Origin of the sequence: Vreelandella profundi, from assembly GCF_019722725.1 — a bacterium.
GTDB lineage: Bacteria > Pseudomonadota > Gammaproteobacteria > Pseudomonadales > Halomonadaceae > Vreelandella > Vreelandella profundi.
In genome coordinates, this window is sequence record NZ_CP077941.1 from 1255036 (window position 1) to 1272093 (window position 17058).

14 protein-coding genes are annotated in these 17058 nt (G+C 53.7%); 6 read left to right on the forward strand and 8 right to left on the reverse strand.

The genetic code is table 11. From position 1 onward, the window contains the following. The first annotated feature begins 3 nt into the window (after positions 1 to 3). Positions 4 to 951 carry a Bug family tripartite tricarboxylate transporter substrate binding protein gene (locus tag KUO20_RS05770; RefSeq protein WP_235041934.1) on the forward strand — a complete coding sequence of 316 codons (948 nt, stop codon included), beginning with the start codon at positions 4 to 6 and terminating at the stop codon, positions 949 to 951. A gap of 88 nt (positions 952 to 1039) precedes the next feature. Further along, positions 1040 to 1975 carry a LysR family transcriptional regulator gene (locus tag KUO20_RS05775; RefSeq protein ID WP_235041935.1) on the forward strand — a complete coding sequence of 312 codons (936 nt, stop codon included), beginning with the start codon at positions 1040 to 1042 and terminating at the stop codon, positions 1973 to 1975. A 203-nt stretch (positions 1976 to 2178) separates the two neighbouring features. Here the strand turns inward: KUO20_RS05775 and cmoB are convergent, their stop codons facing one another. Both cmoB and cmoA read right to left on the reverse strand, forming a co-directional pair. Further along, on the reverse strand, positions 2179 to 3189 hold the full coding sequence (gene cmoB, locus KUO20_RS05780; protein WP_235041936.1) for a tRNA 5-methoxyuridine(34)/uridine 5-oxyacetic acid(34) synthase CmoB: 1011 nt from the start codon (positions 3187 to 3189) through the stop codon (positions 2179 to 2181). A 2-nt stretch (positions 3190 to 3191) separates the two neighbouring features. Continuing rightward, complete coding sequence (cmoA, locus tag KUO20_RS05785; RefSeq protein ID WP_235041937.1) at positions 3192 to 3935, reverse strand: carboxy-S-adenosyl-L-methionine synthase CmoA; 744 nt, start codon at positions 3933 to 3935, stop codon at positions 3192 to 3194. A 98-nt stretch (positions 3936 to 4033) separates the two neighbouring features. Here cmoA and pgi point away from each other — a divergent pair, with 98 nt between their 5' ends. The 4 genes from pgi (at position 4034) to serB (ending at position 10942) form a co-directional block, all read left to right on the forward strand. Next, positions 4034 to 5716, forward strand: coding sequence for a glucose-6-phosphate isomerase (gene pgi / locus KUO20_RS05790; protein ID WP_235041938.1), 1683 nt, complete (start codon positions 4034 to 4036; stop codon positions 5714 to 5716). A 138-nt stretch (positions 5717 to 5854) separates the two neighbouring features. Then, positions 5855 to 7750 (forward strand): DNA topoisomerase IV subunit B, encoded by a 1896-nt coding sequence (gene parE, locus KUO20_RS05795; RefSeq protein WP_235041939.1) that lies wholly within the window; start codon positions 5855 to 5857, stop codon positions 7748 to 7750. Between the two features lie 6 nt (positions 7751 to 7756). After that, on the forward strand, positions 7757 to 10009 hold the full coding sequence (parC, locus tag KUO20_RS05800) for a DNA topoisomerase IV subunit A (protein ID WP_235041940.1): 2253 nt from the start codon (positions 7757 to 7759) through the stop codon (positions 10007 to 10009). Between the two features lie 3 nt (positions 10010 to 10012). After that, positions 10013 to 10942, forward strand: coding sequence for a phosphoserine phosphatase SerB (gene serB, locus KUO20_RS05805; protein WP_235041941.1), 930 nt, complete (start codon positions 10013 to 10015; stop codon positions 10940 to 10942). Positions 10943 to 11062: 120 nt separating this feature from the next. Here the strand turns inward: serB and KUO20_RS05810 are convergent, their stop codons facing one another. Genes KUO20_RS05810 through KUO20_RS05835 form a run of 6 tightly spaced genes read right to left on the reverse strand, consistent with a single transcriptional unit; the run spans position 11063 to position 16909 of the window. After that, positions 11063 to 11449, reverse strand: a complete 387-nt coding sequence (locus KUO20_RS05810; protein WP_235041942.1) for a Na+/H+ antiporter subunit G — start codon at positions 11447 to 11449, stop codon at positions 11063 to 11065. Positions 11450 to 11471: 22 nt separating this feature from the next. Continuing rightward, on the reverse strand, positions 11472 to 11741 hold the full coding sequence (locus KUO20_RS05815; protein ID WP_096280932.1) for a K+/H+ antiporter subunit F: 270 nt from the start codon (positions 11739 to 11741) through the stop codon (positions 11472 to 11474). Beyond that, entirely contained in the window at positions 11735 to 12232 is a 498-nt protein-coding gene (locus tag KUO20_RS05820; protein WP_235041943.1) for a Na+/H+ antiporter subunit E, read from the reverse strand. The genes KUO20_RS05815 and KUO20_RS05820 overlap by 7 nt, the downstream gene beginning before the upstream one ends. Then, a complete protein-coding gene (locus tag KUO20_RS05825) occupies positions 12229 to 13740 on the reverse strand; it encodes a monovalent cation/H+ antiporter subunit D (RefSeq protein ID WP_235041944.1) in 1512 nt (503 codons plus the stop codon). The genes KUO20_RS05820 and KUO20_RS05825 overlap by 4 nt, the downstream gene beginning before the upstream one ends. After that, positions 13737 to 14069, reverse strand: coding sequence for a Na+/H+ antiporter subunit C (locus KUO20_RS05830; RefSeq protein WP_096280926.1), 333 nt, complete (start codon positions 14067 to 14069; stop codon positions 13737 to 13739). The genes KUO20_RS05825 and KUO20_RS05830 overlap by 4 nt, the downstream gene beginning before the upstream one ends. Beyond that, positions 14069 to 16909, reverse strand: a complete 2841-nt coding sequence (locus tag KUO20_RS05835) for a monovalent cation/H+ antiporter subunit A (protein ID WP_235041945.1) — start codon at positions 16907 to 16909, stop codon at positions 14069 to 14071. Before KUO20_RS05835 ends, KUO20_RS05830 begins: the two co-directional genes overlap by 1 nt. Positions 16910 to 17058: the final 149 nt, after the last annotated feature.

Here is a 17058-nt window from a genome sequence, read left to right on the forward strand (position 1 = left end):
GAAATGAATTACAATAAAACTTTATTAGCAACGATGTTTGCATTGTTAGCGCCAGTGGCAGCCCAGGCTGATTTTCCTCAAAAAAATATTACGATTGTTGTTGGATATGGTCCAGGAGGAGGGTCTGACATAACCGCACGCGTGGTTTCTCAGTATCTTGAGAAATACCTAGATGGGAATGTCAGTGTTGTGGTGAGAAACGTTCAAGGTGCTGGCGGAGTCATTGCATTAACTCAAGTTTCTCGAGCCGAGCCTGATGGCTATACCATCGGTGCATTTAATGTGCCTGCATCTAACGGTAGGATGAAAGATCGCTCTGTTTCATATGGACTGGATAGTTTTGATTTTCTGGCAGGTGTAGCATCAGACCCGAATACGTTAGTCGCATTGAAAGGAAGCGGTATAGAGACCCTTGATGAGCTAGCAGAAGCATGTGCTAGTGAAGAGCGTCTGACATTGGGTGTTGCTGGGTTCGGTGGTGAAGACCATTTTGCCGCCCGGCAAATTGAAGATAAACTAGGGTGTAGCTTCACCTATGTTCCGTTGGGTGGGGATGGCCCAGCTCGAACAGCCGTAATGGGGGGGCATGTTAACTTGGCCGTCGTGAATGTCAGCGCGGCTTATAATTACCAGGAGGCGCTCAGTTTCCTTGGTGTGATGGATCAATCTCGTTCTCAATATGTAGAAGAAGTGCCAACTTTTATAGAGCAAGGTTATGATATTGAGATGGCTTCTACTCGAGGCTATGTGTTGCCTGCCGGAACACCGCAGGAGATTGTAGAACAGTATCTTTCTGCATTTACAGAGATGTTTAATGATCCTCAGTTTATTCAGGATATGGGACGTGAGGCGGTGCCTGCGATTTATTTCGATGCAGTGGAATGGACAACGTTAGCTGAAGCTCAGGATAAAATAGTCACAGAGCTTTGGGAAAACTCTCCATGGAAGTAGTCCGAGAGGTCTTAAGGTTTAAGTGAGGATGCTGTGGGTATGGTGCGGTCGGCTCTAATGAGGGTAGGCCGAAAGAGAAGGAGGAAATATGAAAGCCAGTATTCGCAGTCTTGAAGTATTTCGTTCAGTGATGCATACGGGGTCTGTCAGTAAAACAGCCATTGAATTAAATGTATCTCAGCCAACAGCCAGCGGGATTATTAAACGCTTGGAAGACATTATCGGCGTACCGCTTTTTAACAGGTTAAATTTCGGTCTATCTCCGACGCCAGAAGCTGTTCAGTTGCTGCCAGAGGTAGAGAGAATATTTGATCACTTTGCACACATGCAGGCCAAAATTGATAACATCGTCCAGGGTGGCGATGCCTTTTTAGCGGTTCAGTCGATTCACTCAATGTCCAAGCGTTTTGTTGCACCAACGATTAAAATATTCACTGAATTGCACCCCCGTGCTCGTATATCAATTCACGCTGGGCAGTCTTCCCAAGTTATTGGTAATGTGGAAGTAGGCTCATTTGATGTTGGATTTATTTATGGCACTAAAGCGAGTGAAGTGCTTGAAGCGTTGCCGCTGAAAAAAATACAGTATCGTTGCATCGTACGTGAAGACAGCCCCTTGGCGTCAAAATTAATGTTAGATATTGATGATATCCTTACTGAAAAGCTAATACTTAACCGGAGTGGTACTTATTTGCGCCAAGCAGTAGAGCGTACATTTCAAGCGCAAGGGATTACTTTAACACCACAAATTGAAGCAGGTACGATACAAGCCTATGAGTTGATCAGTAATGGTGTTGGTATAGGTATTCTTGATGATTCACTCATTTCAGAGGGATATTACAAGGGGTTGGTGTCCTTGCCCACAGCGTTTGATATTAGCGTTCAGGCATCGCTAATCTATAATAAGAATATCTCGCTATCCTATTTTGCTAAACAGTATATTGAGTTGGTTTGTAATTATTTTCATGATGACGAGGGGGTTGAGGTAAGTGCACTAAAAAATGTGCTGAATAGCTCACCTTAATATGAAGTACGATGAGTTGAATAAATTGTCGAGTAATTTGCTCTTGCTATGTTTGGGGACCACGTTTGAGTGCAATAATGAGCCCTATCATCGGTGAAAATGTGGTCATGAACTACATAGAACAGACGATTAAAAAACGTGCCATCATCCAGCCCTGTCTAATAGCGCGATTCATTGAAAATGGCTTATCGACAATAGTATGCCTAGAAAGGCTTATTGGCCAAAATTACTGCCCGACGCGGTGCAGGGTAGCCTTCTATGGTTCGGGTGCGGTCGTCAGGGTCAAGAAAATCAGCCAGCGACTGATAGGTCATCCATTCGGTTGAGCGCTGCTCTTCGAGCGTGGTGACGGCTTCATCGACCACTCGCACGTTGGTGAAGCCGCAGCGCTCCAGCCAGTGGCAAAGCGCTTTTGATGAAGGCAGAAAATAGACGTTGGGCATCGCGGCGTAACGCTCGCCGGGAACAAACACCGTCTGCGCATCGCCTTCAACGACTAACGTTTCTAAGACCAGCTCGCCGCCAGGCGCCAACGCCGCTTTTAGCTGCTGTAGATGTTCCAGAGGGGCAGGGCGATGGTAGAGCACGCCCATGGAAAATACCGTATCGAAAAAGCCAAGGTTCTCCGGCACATCTTCTATGCCGACGGGTAAAAACTGCGTTCTCCCGCCGTCGGCATCGCCCACAAAGTGGCGAACCGCCTGAAACTGCCAATAAAAACGCGGTGATGGATCGATCACTAGTACGAACGCTGCGCCGGCGCCGGCCATTCGCCATGCGTGATAACCACTGCCACCCCCGACATCAAGCACTTTACGATACTTTAGCGGCGCCAAATGCGGTAAGACTCTTTGCCACTTCCAGTCTGAGCGCCACTCGGTATCAATATGAATGCCGCCCAGCTGAAAAGGGCCTTTGCGCCAGGGCGCGAGCTTTTTGAGCAGATTAAAGCATTGGCGCTGTTGGCTATCATTGAGCGCCATATCAACGCTGACGGTATCGCTGTTTAAATCTACGCGGCGCTCAGCTGTTAGAGGCGGAAGCTTGGCCACGGCTTTTTCCCAGGCGGAAAGGTCGCCGTGGCGGTTGCGGTCAAGCCCATGGGCCAGTTGTTCAGGAAGCTTCGCTAGCCAGGGTGTTAGCGAGGCATCAAGCGTTGCTTGATCTAAAAAAGCCTGATAAATCGCGCGATGATCGTCGGATAACGGCGCCACCTTTAACCCTCCTTAAACGCAATCAGCGAGGCAAAATTCAGGTACTGAAACCACGTCATTGAGCGGGGAAATCCTGCTTTTGCTAAACGCCCATGAAGCGCATCTAGCGTGTCGGGTACCAGCACGTTCTCAAGCGCGGTGCGCTTCTGGCTTATCTCTAAGTCGCTGTAACCGTTGGCGCGCTTAAAGTCGTGGTAGCGTTCAACGCGCCAGGCATTGTCGCGTTCGTCAGCGTCCACGGTTTTTTCTGAGAGGATCAGCACGCCGCCGGGCTCCAGCGCGGCATACAGTTTCGCCAACAGGGCATCGCGATCAGCGGCGGGAAGAAACTGCAGCGTAAAGTTGAGAATGATCAACCCAGATGGCGCATACTCAAGCGTGCGAATATCGGCCTCTTCCACCTGCATGGCGTGATCAGAACACTCTGCAAGGAAGGTTTGGCGCGCCTGGCTTACCATGGCGGGTGAAAGATCGACCCCGGTATAGCGAAAAGCGTCTGGTGGCAGCGTGCCTGCCAGGGCAAGCCCTGAGGCACCAAGCGAGCAGCCTAAATCATAAACGTGGGCGCCATGGCGCAAGTGACGCTGGGCAATCAGGCTCAGCATGCCCAGAATTTGCCCATAGCCAGGCACCGATCGACGAATCATGTCAGGGAAGCACGCGACCACCTTTTCGTCGAATGAGAACCGCGCTACTCGGTCAAGGGGTGTCGAAAAGATAGCGTCACGGTAAGATGCATCACTCATGGGCAAGCCGGGATCATGGATGGGGCGTCATAGTTTACCCGCCCTGATATGTCTATAACAGACCCTGCTGCACGGATCGACGCCACTGGAGATGTGAAATGGCCTCAGCATCAAGCGCTACCCCCGATATGTTACCCGCTTGGCAGACGTTGAAGCATCATGCGCAAGCGCTGCAGAACGTTCACTTGAAAACGCTGTTTGGCACCGAGCCTTCGCGTTGGGAAAGCTTTACTCGCCAAGTGGCGGGCTTAACGCTGGATCTTTCCAAGCAGCGCTGGGATGACGATACCCTAGAGCACCTCTTTGCACTGGCCACTGAAGCGGGCGTCCCGTCAGCGATTGAGGCATTACTTAGCGGCAAGCGTGTGAACGTCAGTGAAAATCGGCCCGCTTTGCATACGGCGTTGCGCCTGCCCGCCGATGCAACGCTGGACGTTGAAGGGGACGATATCGTTGCCGCGGTGCAGGAAAGCCTTGCCCAAATGGAAAGCCTGGTCAGCCGTTTACACGCCGGGCAGTGGCGTGGCGCGACCGGTAAGCCAATTCGCGATGTCGTCAATTTAGGTGTGGGTGGCTCTGACCTAGGCCCTTTGATGGTGACTCACGCCCTGGCCGATTTTCGCCCCAAGGGTATTCATCCTGTAGAAGTGCACTTTGCTTCCACGATGGATGGCTCGCAGCTGGCCGACTGCTTAAGCCGTTTAAATCCTGAAACGACCATTTTTGTTTTGTCATCTAAATCGTTCACAACGATCGATACGCTGTCTAACGCCAACACTGCCCGTGAGTGGCTCTTAGGCCGGTTAACGCAGCATGGCTCGGCGCCTATTAGCGCTGAGATGGTTGTGCGCCAGCACTTTATTGGCGTTTCGGCGAGCCCGGACAAAATGACCGAGTGGGGTATTACGCCAGACCATCAGTTAACCTTCTGGGAATGGGTCGGTGGCCGCTATTCACTGTGGGGCACCATTGGGCTGCCGATTGCGCTCGTGGTGGGGATGGAGAACTTTCGCGAACTCCTAGCCGGCGCCCATTCCATGGATCGGCATTTTGCCGAAGCGCCCATGGAAGATAACTTGCCCATACTGCTTGGGCTGGCCGGTATCTGGAACGTCAACTTCCTGGACATTCGTGCGCACTCAATTCTGCCCTATGACGGGCGGCTGGAATATTTCGCGGCCTATCTCGAACAGTTAGAAATGGAATCCAACGGTAAGTCGGTCACCCGCCAAGGCCAGCCGGTTAACTATTCCACCTGCCCGGTGCTTTGGGGTCAGCTGGGTCCTAATGCTCAGCATGCGTTTTATCAATTGCTGCATCAGGGCACTCAGCCTGTCGTTTGCGACTTTATTGCGCCGCTTAAACGCTACGATGAAGTCGAAGATCCGGATACCCGCCGTGATCTTAAAACCCAGCACCGCTTATCGCTGGCCAACTGCTTTGCTCAGTCGCGTGTGCTGATGCTCGGTGACGACGCCTTAGAAGACGATGGGCCGCGCCCGGAGCACAAACGCTATCGTGGCAACCAGCCTTCGACCACGGTGCTGCTTGACCAGCTGACGCCGTCCACACTGGGGGCGCTCATCGCGCTCTACGAGCACAAAGTATTTGTCCAAGCGGTGATTTGGGATATCAATCCGTTTGACCAGTGGGGCGTAGAATTAGGTAAGAAAATTGCCACGGATACGCAAAAAATTATTGATCATCAAGGTGATATTTCACTTATGGATGCCTCTAGCCGCGGCCTGATCGAGGCGTTTTGGGCCGCTGAGAAGGAGTAGTCAGCAGCCCTGCCAAAGCGCGGCAGGGCGACTCTGACACTTTGCCAATAAGCATGGCTAGATATACAGCTTTTTGCTTTTCAGCTATCCTGTGTTCCTTTGCTAGCTGCCAGCACTTTTTTCAGGAATCGACGTTACATGACCCAGTTTGATGCCTCTCAGTACGGTGCGAGTTCCATCGAAGTCCTGTCCGGGCTCGAACCGGTACGTAAGCGTCCCGGTATGTATACTGACACCTCACGACCCAACCATCTTGTTCAGGAAGTCATTGATAATAGCGTCGACGAAGCGCTGGCAGGTCACGCCTCAGTCATCAACGTTGTGCTGCATAGTGATGGCGGGATTGAAGTGCAGGATAACGGCCGGGGTATGCCCATCGACCTGCATCCCGAACACGGCGTGTCGGGCGTTGAACTGATATTTACCAAGCTTCACTCAGGGGGAAAGTTTTCTTCCACAAGCTATCGCTTCTCGGGCGGCCTGCACGGCGTTGGGGTGTCAGTGGTTAATGCGCTGTCGCGACGGTTAGACGTGGAGGTTACCCGTAATGGCGCACGCCACGCCATGGCTTTTGAGTTTGGTGAGAAGGTCGAAGAGCTGCATGAAATTGGCAAAGCGCCAAAGCGTGCGAGTGGCACCCTAGTGCGTTTCTGGCCAGATGAAAGCTATTTCGATAGCCCTAAATTAGCGCTAACGCGGCTGAAACATTTGCTGCGTGCCAAAGCCGTGCTTTGCCCAGGGTTAAAAGTCACGCTGGTAGAGCCCGATGGCACGTCCTCCGAGTGGGAGTTTGCCGACGGCCTGCGTGATTATTTGGTAGAAGCAACGGACGGCTATGAAGTGCTGCCCCGTGAGCCTTTTGTTGGCCACTTCAATGACGACGAGCACGGCGTTGACTGGGCGATTCAGTGGCTACCCGAAGGCGGGGAGGCGCTGTTGGAAAGCTACGTCAATTTGATACCCACGCCCCAAGGCGGCACTCATGTGAACGGGTTTCGTTCCGGCCTGCTGGACGCGCTTCGTGAGTTTTGCGAATACCGCAGCCTGCTGCCCCGTGGTATCAAAATCACCGCTGATGATTTGTGGGAGCGCACCTCGTTTGTACTCTCGGTGAAAATGCTCGATCCGCAGTTTGCCGGACAAACCAAAGAGCGGCTGTCTTCGCGAACCATTGCAGGCTTTGTATCGGGCGTGGTCAAAGACGCTTTCTCACTGTGGCTAAACCACCACGTCGATCAAGCCGAAGCGATTGCTGAAATGGTGATTAGCGCGGCGCAAAATCGGCAGAAGAAAGCCAAAAAAGTACTGCGTAAAAAGGTCACGTCTGGCCCGGCTTTGCCCGGTAAACTGGCCGACTGTTCCGGCCAAGACCCCGCGCAAAGCGAGCTGTTTTTAGTGGAAGGGGACTCCGCTGGCGGCAGTGCCAAACAGGCACGTAACCGTGAAACCCAGGCGATCCTGCCGCTGCGCGGTAAAATATTAAACACCTGGGAAGTCGAGACCCACGATATCTACAGCTCTCAGGAAGTTCATGATATTGCGGTCGCCATTGGCGCCGACCCAGGCAGCGACGGCCTTGATAAGCTTCGTTATCACAAAATTTGTATTCTCGCCGATGCCGACTCCGACGGCCTGCACATTGCCACGCTGCTGTGCGCGCTTTTTGTGCGCCACTTCCCAAGCCTGGTAGACGCTGGGCATGTCTATGTCGCGATGCCGCCGCTTTACCGCATTGATCTAGGTAAAGAAGTGCATTACGCCCTAGATGAAAGCGAAAAAGCCGCGATTCTCAAGCAGCTGGCCAACAAGCGCGGTACGCCTAACGTGCAGCGTTTTAAAGGCCTGGGTGAAATGAACCCGCTACAGCTTCGTGAAACGACGATGGCGGTGGAAACCCGTCGACTGGTTCAGCTCACGTTGACCGAAGGCGACGGCACCATGGAAATTATGGATATGCTGCTGGCCAAAAAGCGTGCCGGTGACCGCAAAAAGTGGCTGGAAGATTACGGCAACCTCGCAGACATTGAGGTATAACACCCGATGACCATGGATATTCAAGTAGCAGAGGGCGACGTCGAACGCTTGTCCCTGCGCGACTATACCGAAAAAGCCTACCTCGATTATTCGATGTACGTGATTCTCGACCGTGCGCTGCCCAATGTTGGCGACGGCATGAAGCCCGTGCAGCGGCGCATTATTTACGCTATGCGCGAGCTGGCGCTGCACGCAAGTGCCAAGTATAAAAAGTCGGCGCGTACCGTCGGCGACGTGCTGGGTAAGTTTCACCCCCATGGCGACAGCGCTTGCTATGAAGCCATGGTGCTGATGGCGCAGTCGTTTAGCTATCGCTATCCGCTGGTGGATGGTCAGGGCAACTGGGGCAGCCCCGATGACCCTAAGTCGTTTGCCGCCATGCGTTACACCGAAGCGAAGCTTTCCAAGTTTGCCGAAGTGCTGTTAGGTGAGCTAGGCCAAGGCACCGTTGATTGGGCGCCCAACTTTGATGGCACCATGCAGGAACCGCTGGTACTGCCCGCCAAGTTGCCGCACGTATTGCTAAACGGCGGTACGGGCATCGCGGTGGGTATGGCCACCGATATTCCGCCGCATAACGTAGCTGAAATTGTCGAGGCGACCTGTCATCTGCTGCGTAACCCAAAGGCGACCACCGCTGATTTAATGGAGTTCGTGCCCGCGCCCGATTTTCCTACCGACGCGGAAATTATCACCCCGCCTGCGGACCTGCGTAAGCTCTATGAATCAGGCCGTGGCTCGGTGAAGCTGCGCGCGCGCTATATTCGTGAAGAAGCCAACATCGTTATCACCGCGGTGCCGTATCAGGTTAGCGGCGCCAAGGTGCTTGAGCAGATTGCCGCTCAAATGCAGGCTAAAAAGCTGCCTATGGTGGCCGACCTGCGCGATGAATCGACCCACGAAGAGCCAACGCGCTTGGTGATTGAGCCGCGTTCCAGCCGTATTGACGTTGAGTCGCTGATGGCGCATCTGTTCGCCACGACCGATTTAGAAAAGAACGTGCGGGTCAACATGAATGTGATCGGCTTAGACGGCCGGCCACGGGTAATGCCGCTGCCTGAAATGCTGGGTGAATGGCTGCAGTTTCGTCGCAGCACCGTACGCCGCCGCTTAGAGCATCGACTAGGTAAAGTTGAAGACCGCCTGCACATCTTGGAAGGCCTGCTGACTGCCTACCTGAATCTCGACGAAGTGATCCGCATCATTCGGGAAGAGGATGATCCTAAGGCTTCGTTAATTTCCACCTTTAGTCTTTCTGATCGCCAAGCAGAAGCCATTTTAGAGCTGCGCCTGCGTCATCTTGCCAAGCTCGAAGAGATGAAAATTCGTGGCGAGCAGGATGAGCTGGAAAAAGAGCGCAAGCACTTGCAGGGTTTGCTGGGCAGCGAAGCTAAGCTCACCACGCTAATTGAAAAAGAAATTCGCGCCGCCGGTAAAGAGCACGGTGATGCGCGCCGCTCACCGCTGGTTGAGCGCGAAGAATCCAGGGCGCTTTCAGAAGTAGAGCTGCTGGGCGCTGATCCCATTACCGTAGTGCTATCAGACAAAGGCTGGATTCGGGCGGCCAAAGGGCACGATATCGACCCCGAGGGGCTTTCCTATAAAGCCGGTGACAGCTTCCAGCTCGCGGCGCGGGGCAAGACCAATCAGCCGCTGGTACTGTTGGATGATACCGGGCGTGCCTATACGCTTTCAGCGCATAATCTTCCTAGTGCACGGGGCCAGGGTGAGCCGGTGACTGGGCGCGCCAATGTGGCGGCTGGGGCGAAAATGGCGGGGCTGATGTTTGCACCACCCGAGCGGCGTTTTGTGCTGGCCACTGACGGCGGCTACGGTTTTGTCGCTAGGCTCGACACGCTCACCGGCAAAAATAAAGCCGGTAAAGCGGTATTGAGCCTGCCCAAGGGCTGTAACGTGATGGCACCTATTGAAGTACCGGAAGGCGATGAGCTTTGGGTCGCTTCGGTATCAAATGAAGGGCGTTTACTGCTGTTCCTCTTGGCTCAATTGCCTGAGATGTCCAAGGGCAAAGGCAATAAGATGCTCGATATACCTGGCCCTAGAGCGGCACGCCGGGAAGAGTTTGTAAGTGGCATTGTAGTGTTAGCTTCCAGCGATGCACTGGTGCTGCATGCCGGTAAGCGCAAGCTGACGCTTAAAGCCGATGACTTGGCCTATTACCGCGGTGAGCGCGGCCGACGCGGCAGTAAGCTACCGCGCGGTTTCCAAAAAGTAGATCGTTTAGAGGCAGGGGAATAAGTAATGGCACGCGGTGAATTTATTCTAACCGTCTTAGGATCGCGTTTGACTGCGGATACTCAGTCGCAGGTAGATGCCTTAGTAGCGCAATTTGGCCTTGAGCAAAAAAGTACCCAGCGGCTTGCCGATGCCTCATTGCCGGGTGGCGATGGAATTGACTGCATTGAACACCGCTTGGTCGGTGACAGCGTTGACCTTGAGGCAGTACGCAAAGCGACATTAGCCCTGGGTGAGACGCTGGGCGTGGATGTTGTCATTCAGGATGATACCCGTGACCGAGTTCAACCTCGCTTGATCTGCTTTGACATGGATTCCACGCTTATCAAAGCGGAAGTGATTGATGAGCTTGCGCGTCGTCACGGGGTAGGAGACGACGTCGCTGCGATTACCGAGCGTGCCATGCGCGGTGAGCTCGATTTTCAGCAGAGCTTTCGCGAGCGCATGAGCAAGCTAGCCGGTTTGGATGAGTCGGTGTTGGCTGACATCGCTAAAGAATTGCCGCTGATGGATGGCGTTGAACGCTTGATGGCCAACCTAAAGCGCTTGGGTTATCGCACGGCGATTCTCTCCGGCGGCTTTACCTACTTCGCTGGCTACTTGCAGGAGACGCTAGGCTTTGACGAGATCCATGCTAACGAGCTGGTGATTGAGCAGGGCAAGGTGACCGGTGACGTTCGCGAGCCGATTGTCGATGCCGAGCGCAAAGCGGAGCTACTAGCCGCCATTGCAGAGCGTGAAGGCTTTAGCCTGAATCAAACCATTGCGGTGGGCGATGGTGCGAACGATCTTAAGATGCTCGCGAGTGCCGGCTTGGGCGTCGCTTTTCATGCTAAGCCCGTGGTGCGTGCCCAGGCGCGTCAGGCAATCTCAACGCTAGGCATTGATGCGTTGCTGTACGTGATGGGCTATCGTCAGCAGGATTTAACGCCGTAAAATACACATAAGGCGGTGCTTTTCAGCACCGCCTTATGTCGTTGTTACGAGACGCTTTGGAACTGCTTTCAACCACTGCTTTTAACCACTGTTTTTAAAAACGGTTTTTAACAACTTATATTAGCCATGGCCCTTGTCGGGATGTGGTACAGGCTTTTCGCCGATTTCTTCGGGCTTAAGCTCCAATGGCTTACCCTGGGTTTTATCGGTATGCTTTAAGCACATGTGCAAGCCGGACTTAGCCAGCAAGTGGGCGCTCACGGGGGCGGTGATAAACAGAAATAGCGTAATGAGCAGCTCTTGAATATCCGGCTTACCGTCCACACTCCAGAAATACAGCATCGAAGCAACCAGCATGCAGCCGATTCCCAGCGTGGTGGCCTTGGTAGGGCCATGCAAACGCATATAGAAATCTTTCAGATGCGCCATTCCCAGCGAACCGATAAAGACGAAGATACCGCCAGCGATCAGCAGCAGTGAAATAAGCGCTTCAATGATTACTGACATAGTGTCCCCTGGCTCATATTCATCATTCGATAATATCTCCGCGCAAAATATATTTACACACTGCCACGGTGCTAATGAAACCTAGCATCGCGATCAATAGCGCCGACTCGAAATACGTTTTGCTGTTAAGCCATAGCCCCAAGAGCACAATGAGCGCAATTGAGTTTACGTACATTGTGTCCAACGCTAATACCCGATCAGGCAGACTGGGGCCGATGGTGAGCCGGTAAAGGTTCAGCAGCAGTGCCATCACGACCAGGGTTAAGGTGATGTACAGCGCTATGCTTAACATTCGTAAATCTCCTTTAATGGACGCTCGTAGCGCTCACGGATCTGGTTAATTAGCTCCTCTTCATCATCCACGTCTAGGGCGTGAATCAGCAGCGACTTACCGTCCAGACGTAAGTTAGCCGAGACGGTGCCCGGCGTAAGGCTAATAGTGCTGGCCAGTAAGGTGATGGTGAACCGCTCTTCGAGTATTAGCGGGTATTCAATAAAGTGGGGGCGAAGCTTACGCCAAGGATTGGTAATTAAATAAGCCACTTCAAAGTTGGCAACGACGATATCGCCAAGAACGCGAAAGAAGAAGCGCAGCAGAGCGAAAGGCTTAGAGATGCGTGGGCGTGCATCCCAAAAGCGATGCGTCAGCAGGGGGATCAAAATGGCTAAGGAGCCACCTAGTACAAATTGACCAATGGCGTAGCTGCGCACTAACAACAGCCAAACCACCAGCAGTAATAGGGATAAAACAGGCGTGGGCAGCCAGGCGCGCGGGGCAATCATTGAGCTTCTCCAGCGTCAGGTAGTAGCGTGCGAATAAGCACCTGCGGGTTAGCTAACTGCTCAGCCGTGGCTTGTGTGTAGGTGCTCACCGGCCCCGCAAATGCCACTAACAGCGGAGCTGCGCTAAGCAGCCAGATAACGCCAAACCACTGGCGATACGGTAACGGACTGCCGCTAATGTTACCGCGATAGCTGCGCCAAAACAGCGTAGATCCAGCGCGCGCCAGGGCGACCATGGAACACAGTCCTGCTATCAGCAACAGCGGCCATAGCCATAGGCGCTGAGTGCCTACTGCTGAATTGAGCATTAACGCTTTACCAATGGCGCCCGACAGCGGCGGCATGCCCGCTACGGCGATAGCCCCTAGAAAAAATAGAATTCCCAGCGCGGTGCCTTGTACCATGGGCCGACCCTTGACTAGGCGAGTGCCGGCTTTGCCACGCTGCAGGCCAATCATTTCTGCTAGCAAAAACAGCCCGCCGGTAATCAGCGTCGTATGTATCAAGTAGTACAGTAGTGCCGAGGTCGCTTGAGGCGTGCCTATGCCGATGCCGGCTAGCAGCGTGCCCACTGACACCAGCACTAAATACGCAACCAATAGCCGCAAGTCCCGTGCAGCCATTACGCCCGCGCCCGCGGCTGCAATAGTGGCCAGCGACAGCCACCAAACCCAGGGCTGTTCAAGCGCTTCCAGGGCACCGGCACTATCGCCAAAAATCAGCGAATAGACGCGTAGGATCGCGTAGATGCCCACCTTCGTCATAATGGCGAAAAGGGCGGCGACTGGCGCCGGCGCTGATGCATAGGCTTTGGGTAGCCAAAAGTAGAGCGGCAACATAGCGGATTTTAAGGCAAAAACGACCATCAGCATCAGTGCGCCAGCCGTGACTAAGCCTTCGCGCTCAACCGGCAGGTCAGCCACCCTAATAGCCATGTCGGCCATGTTGAGGGTGCCCGTTGCGCCATAGAGTATTCCCACTGCGATCAAGAACAGCGAAGAACCTGCTAAATTGAGCACCACATAGTGCACGCTGGCTTGAATGCGCGCTTTACCACCACCGTGCAGCAGCAGGGCGTAAGACGCCAGCAGCAGTACTTCGAAAAAGACGAAAAGGTTGAATAAGTCGCCGGTTAAAAAGGCACCGTTAATCCCCAACAGCTGCCATTGAAATAGGCCATGGAAATTGCTGCCCTTTTCGTCGTCACCCGCGCAGGCAAATACCACCGCACCCACTGCTAGCGTGGCGGTTAACAGCACCATTAACGCAGAGAGACGATCCAGCACCAGTACGATACCAAAGGGTGCCTGCCAATCGCCCAGCGCATAGTAAGTGACGTCGCCGCTGGCGGCTTGGCGTACTAAGCCTATCGCCACCAGCAGTAACAGCAGCGTAGCCGCCACGCTAACCGTGCGCTTATAGCGCACTAAGCCTTGGCGCTGATAGAGCATTAAGATGCCCGCGATCAGTGGCAGGACAATAGGAAAAACAATCAGGTGCTGCATCATTCTCGGTCTTCCTTATTGCCGTCGACGTGGTCGTTGCCCACTTCGCTGCGTGCCCGCATGGCCAGGATCACTACAAAGGCCGTCATCGCAAAGCCGATAACGATGGCGGTAAGCACCAGCGCTTGAGGAAGAGGGTCGGCAACGTTTCCGCCCTCGGACACAATCGCGGCGCCGTCAGTGGTCAGTCCGCCCATCGAAAACAGAAACAGGTTTACCGCGTAAGACAGCAGCGTAAGACCCACCACGACGGGAAAGGTACGGCCCCTCAACGTGAGATAGAGACCGGAAGCGGTTAATACACCGGTGGTCATCGCGTAAAGCAATTCCATTAACGAGGCTCCTGAGTTACTGAAGAGGCAGGGGGCGCGTCGATATCTTTTTCCGTCGCTTCGGTCACCGGGCGATGCGCGGTGGTGACTTTACCAAGGTTGGCAAGAATCATCAGCGTGGCACCGACGACGGCCAAGTAAACGCCCAGATCAAATAGCAGCGCGGTGGCCAGCTCAAACGTGCCTATCAGCGGAAGACTAAAGTAACCGAAGGCGGACGTTAAGAACGGATGCCCAAACAGCCAGCTGCCTAGGCCGGTGAGCGTGGCCACGGCCACCCCGATAACGGCCACCGGTTGGAATGGGAAATCCAAACGTTCTTGTGCCCACGCCACGCCACGCGCCATATACACCAGGATAAGCGCGACGGCGGTAATTAATCCGGCAATAAAGCCGCCGCCTGGCTGGTTATGGCCGCGCAAGAAAATAAACGCAGATACCAGTAGTGCCAGTGGAAGCAGCGTCATTGATATGGACGTAAGCACCGCGGGGTAGCGGTCAGGTGACCAAACGCGTCCTTCGCCGTCGCTATGTGGCATAAACAGACGCAGGCGATTCAATAGCTTAAATATCGCTAGGCCAGCGATGGCCAGCACGGTAATTTCACCGAGGGTATCGAAGCCACGAAAGTCGACCAATATAACGTTGACCACGTTATAGCCACCGCCGCCAGGCTTACTGTTTTCTAAAAAGAAGTTGGAAATTGACTGCGTCTCATGGGTCATGACCGCGTAGTTAAGGCTGGCAACCACTAAGCCTAGCGAACCCGCCAGTAACAAATCGCGGATATTACGCAGCGGGCTGGATTCTCTGGGTGTTTTCTGCGGTAAGAAAAATAGCGCCAGCATCAGCAAAATCATGGTCACAACTTCGACCGACAGCTGTGTTAAGGCAAGGTCCGGCGCTGAGAAGCGTGCGAAGGTGAGCGCGACAAAGAGGCCCACTACCGACAGCATCAGCAGAGAAATAAGCCGATAGCGGTGAGTGGCAGCGGTAGCTATGCCACCGAACATCAGCATTCCCGCACCTAAAATGAGCACGCCGTCTAAGGGTTGATTGCCCGCCGCGCCGGTTAAGTCGGGTATTTGAACGAGGCCGATGCCGCCCATCAATAGCGCCGCTAACCATAGCCAGCCCACATAGCGCTGTAAGGAGTTACCGTCGAGCGCTGTAATAAGCTGTTCAGCACGGAAGCTAATGGCGATAAGGATACGTTCAAATATACGGCGAGCATCCACGCCCTTAAACTGCTGAGTAAAACGATGAACGTTGCCGTAGCGCCAATAAAGCGTGATGCCGGCCACCAACGCGAGCATGCTCATCAGCAGTGGCAGATTGACGCCATGCCAGATCGCTAGATGGATTTCCAGGGGGCTACCAATCACGGCCCGACTGGCAAGCGCTAGGATGTTGGTGGCCATCACTGCGGGAAATAACCCGACCACCACGCACAAGGCAACCAGTATTTCCATCGGCAGGCGCATCAGGCGAGGCGGCTCATGAGGCGACTTAGGCGGTGCTTCGCGAGCGGGCTTGAAGAAGACTGCGTGGACCAAGCGCAGCGAGTAGGCCACCGACAGAACGCCGCCGATCGTTGCTAGCGCGGGTAATAGCCAGCTTATTCCGCCTAGTACGGGGGTTGCCAGCGTCTCGGTAAAGAACATTTCTTTAGATAAGAAACCGTTTAACAGTGGAACCCCCGCCATGGACGCTGCCGCCAACGTGGTTAGCAGGGCCGTGACAGGCATCGCTTTTCTCAGGCCACCCAACTGCTTAAGTTCGCGGGAACCGGCTTCGTGATCAATGATGCCCGCACTCATAAACAGCGCGGCTTTGAAAGTGGCATGATTGAGAATATGAAAAAGGGCCGCCAAAATTGCCATTGGGCTGCCAATACCCAGCAGCACGGTAATTAAGCCCAGATGGCTAACCGTAGAAAACGCTAATATGCCTTTCAGGTCGCTCTTTATAAGCGCAAACCAAGCGCCATACAGCATCGTTACGATGCCGACCAGCGAGACAACCACGCTCCAAAGCTCGCTGCCAGCAATCGCCGGATGCAGCCGTGCCATCAGGAAAATGCCCGCTTTAACCATGGTGGCGGAGTGTAGGTAGGCCGACACCGGCGTGGGAGCGGCCATCGCGTGGGGCAGCCAAAAATGAAAGGGAAACTGCGCTGATTTGGTAAAAGCGCCGAGTAATACTAAGCACAGCATCAGTGGGTAGCGCGGGTCGGCAAGAATCGCATCGCCGCTTGCTAATACGTCGCCCATGCTGAAACTGCCCGCCATATTGCCAAGCAGTAGCAAGCCCGCTAACAGGGCAAGCCCACCGGCGCCGGTGACCGTTAGCGCCATGCGGGCGCCTTTACGAGCATCCGATTGATGTGACCAATAACCAATCAGTAAGAATGACGAGAGGCTGGTTAATTCCCAGAAAAACCACAGCAGAATCAAATTATCTGACATTGAAATGCCCACCATTGATGCCATAAATAGCATCAAGAAGGCGTAAAATCGGCCAAAAGGCTCATCTTTGGCGAGATAGTAATGGGCATAAAGAATAATCAGTAGACCAATGCCCAGGATCAGCAGGTTAAATAGTAGCGATAATCCATCCAGCCGAAACGCTAAGCTTAGCGCCAGCTCGGGCATCCAGGTGGCTGAAAAACGCAGCTGCTCGCCATCTTGTAGCGCCGGCACGTTGAGTAGCGTCATTGCTAGGGCGGTCGCTGGTAGCACCGCGGTCATCAGTGAACAGGCACTGCGACCAAATCGTGCGGTGAGTAGCGGCACCAGTACGCCTAGCAAAGGCAACAAGGCTATCCAAAGCAATGTCATGGGTGTCATCCAGCGGCTAAGTTAAAAAAGTCAAAAGAACACCACCAGAGCGCCTGGAGAGGGTTCTGGTCGTGCAGGATACATCAAGTGGAACAAGAGGATATCACTTGTGCAGTAGCTGTGTAATTTTAGTATAAAGTGTGACGGTC

Bases quoted from the DNA above. Each gene is read 5' to 3' on its own strand.
- KUO20_RS05770 (WP_235041934.1), top strand. From the start codon at position 4: ATGAATTACAATAAAACTTTATTAGCAACGATGTTTGCATTGTTAGCG.
- KUO20_RS05775 (WP_235041935.1), top strand. From the start codon at position 1,040: ATGAAAGCCAGTATTCGCAGTCTTGAAGTATTTCGTTCAGTGATGCAT.
- cmoA (WP_235041937.1), bottom strand. From the start codon at position 3,935: ATGAGTGATGCATCTTACCGTGACGCTATCTTTTCGACACCCCTTGAC.
- pgi (WP_235041938.1), top strand. From the start codon at position 4,034: ATGGCCTCAGCATCAAGCGCTACCCCCGATATGTTACCCGCTTGGCAG.
- parE (WP_235041939.1), top strand. From the start codon at position 5,855: ATGACCCAGTTTGATGCCTCTCAGTACGGTGCGAGTTCCATCGAAGTC.
- parC (WP_235041940.1), top strand. From the start codon at position 7,757: ATGACCATGGATATTCAAGTAGCAGAGGGCGACGTCGAACGCTTGTCC.
- serB (WP_235041941.1), top strand. From the start codon at position 10,013: ATGGCACGCGGTGAATTTATTCTAACCGTCTTAGGATCGCGTTTGACT.
- KUO20_RS05810 (WP_235041942.1), bottom strand. From the start codon at position 11,449: ATGTCAGTAATCATTGAAGCGCTTATTTCACTGCTGCTGATCGCTGGC.
- KUO20_RS05815 (WP_096280932.1), bottom strand. From the start codon at position 11,741: ATGTTAAGCATAGCGCTGTACATCACCTTAACCCTGGTCGTGATGGCA.
- KUO20_RS05820 (WP_235041943.1), bottom strand. From the start codon at position 12,232: ATGATTGCCCCGCGCGCCTGGCTGCCCACGCCTGTTTTATCCCTATTA.
- KUO20_RS05825 (WP_235041944.1), bottom strand. From the start codon at position 13,740: ATGATGCAGCACCTGATTGTTTTTCCTATTGTCCTGCCACTGATCGCG.
- KUO20_RS05830 (WP_096280926.1), bottom strand. From the start codon at position 14,069: ATGGAATTGCTTTACGCGATGACCACCGGTGTATTAACCGCTTCCGGT.
- KUO20_RS05835 (WP_235041945.1), bottom strand. From the start codon at position 16,909: ATGACATTGCTTTGGATAGCCTTGTTGCCTTTGCTAGGCGTACTGGTG.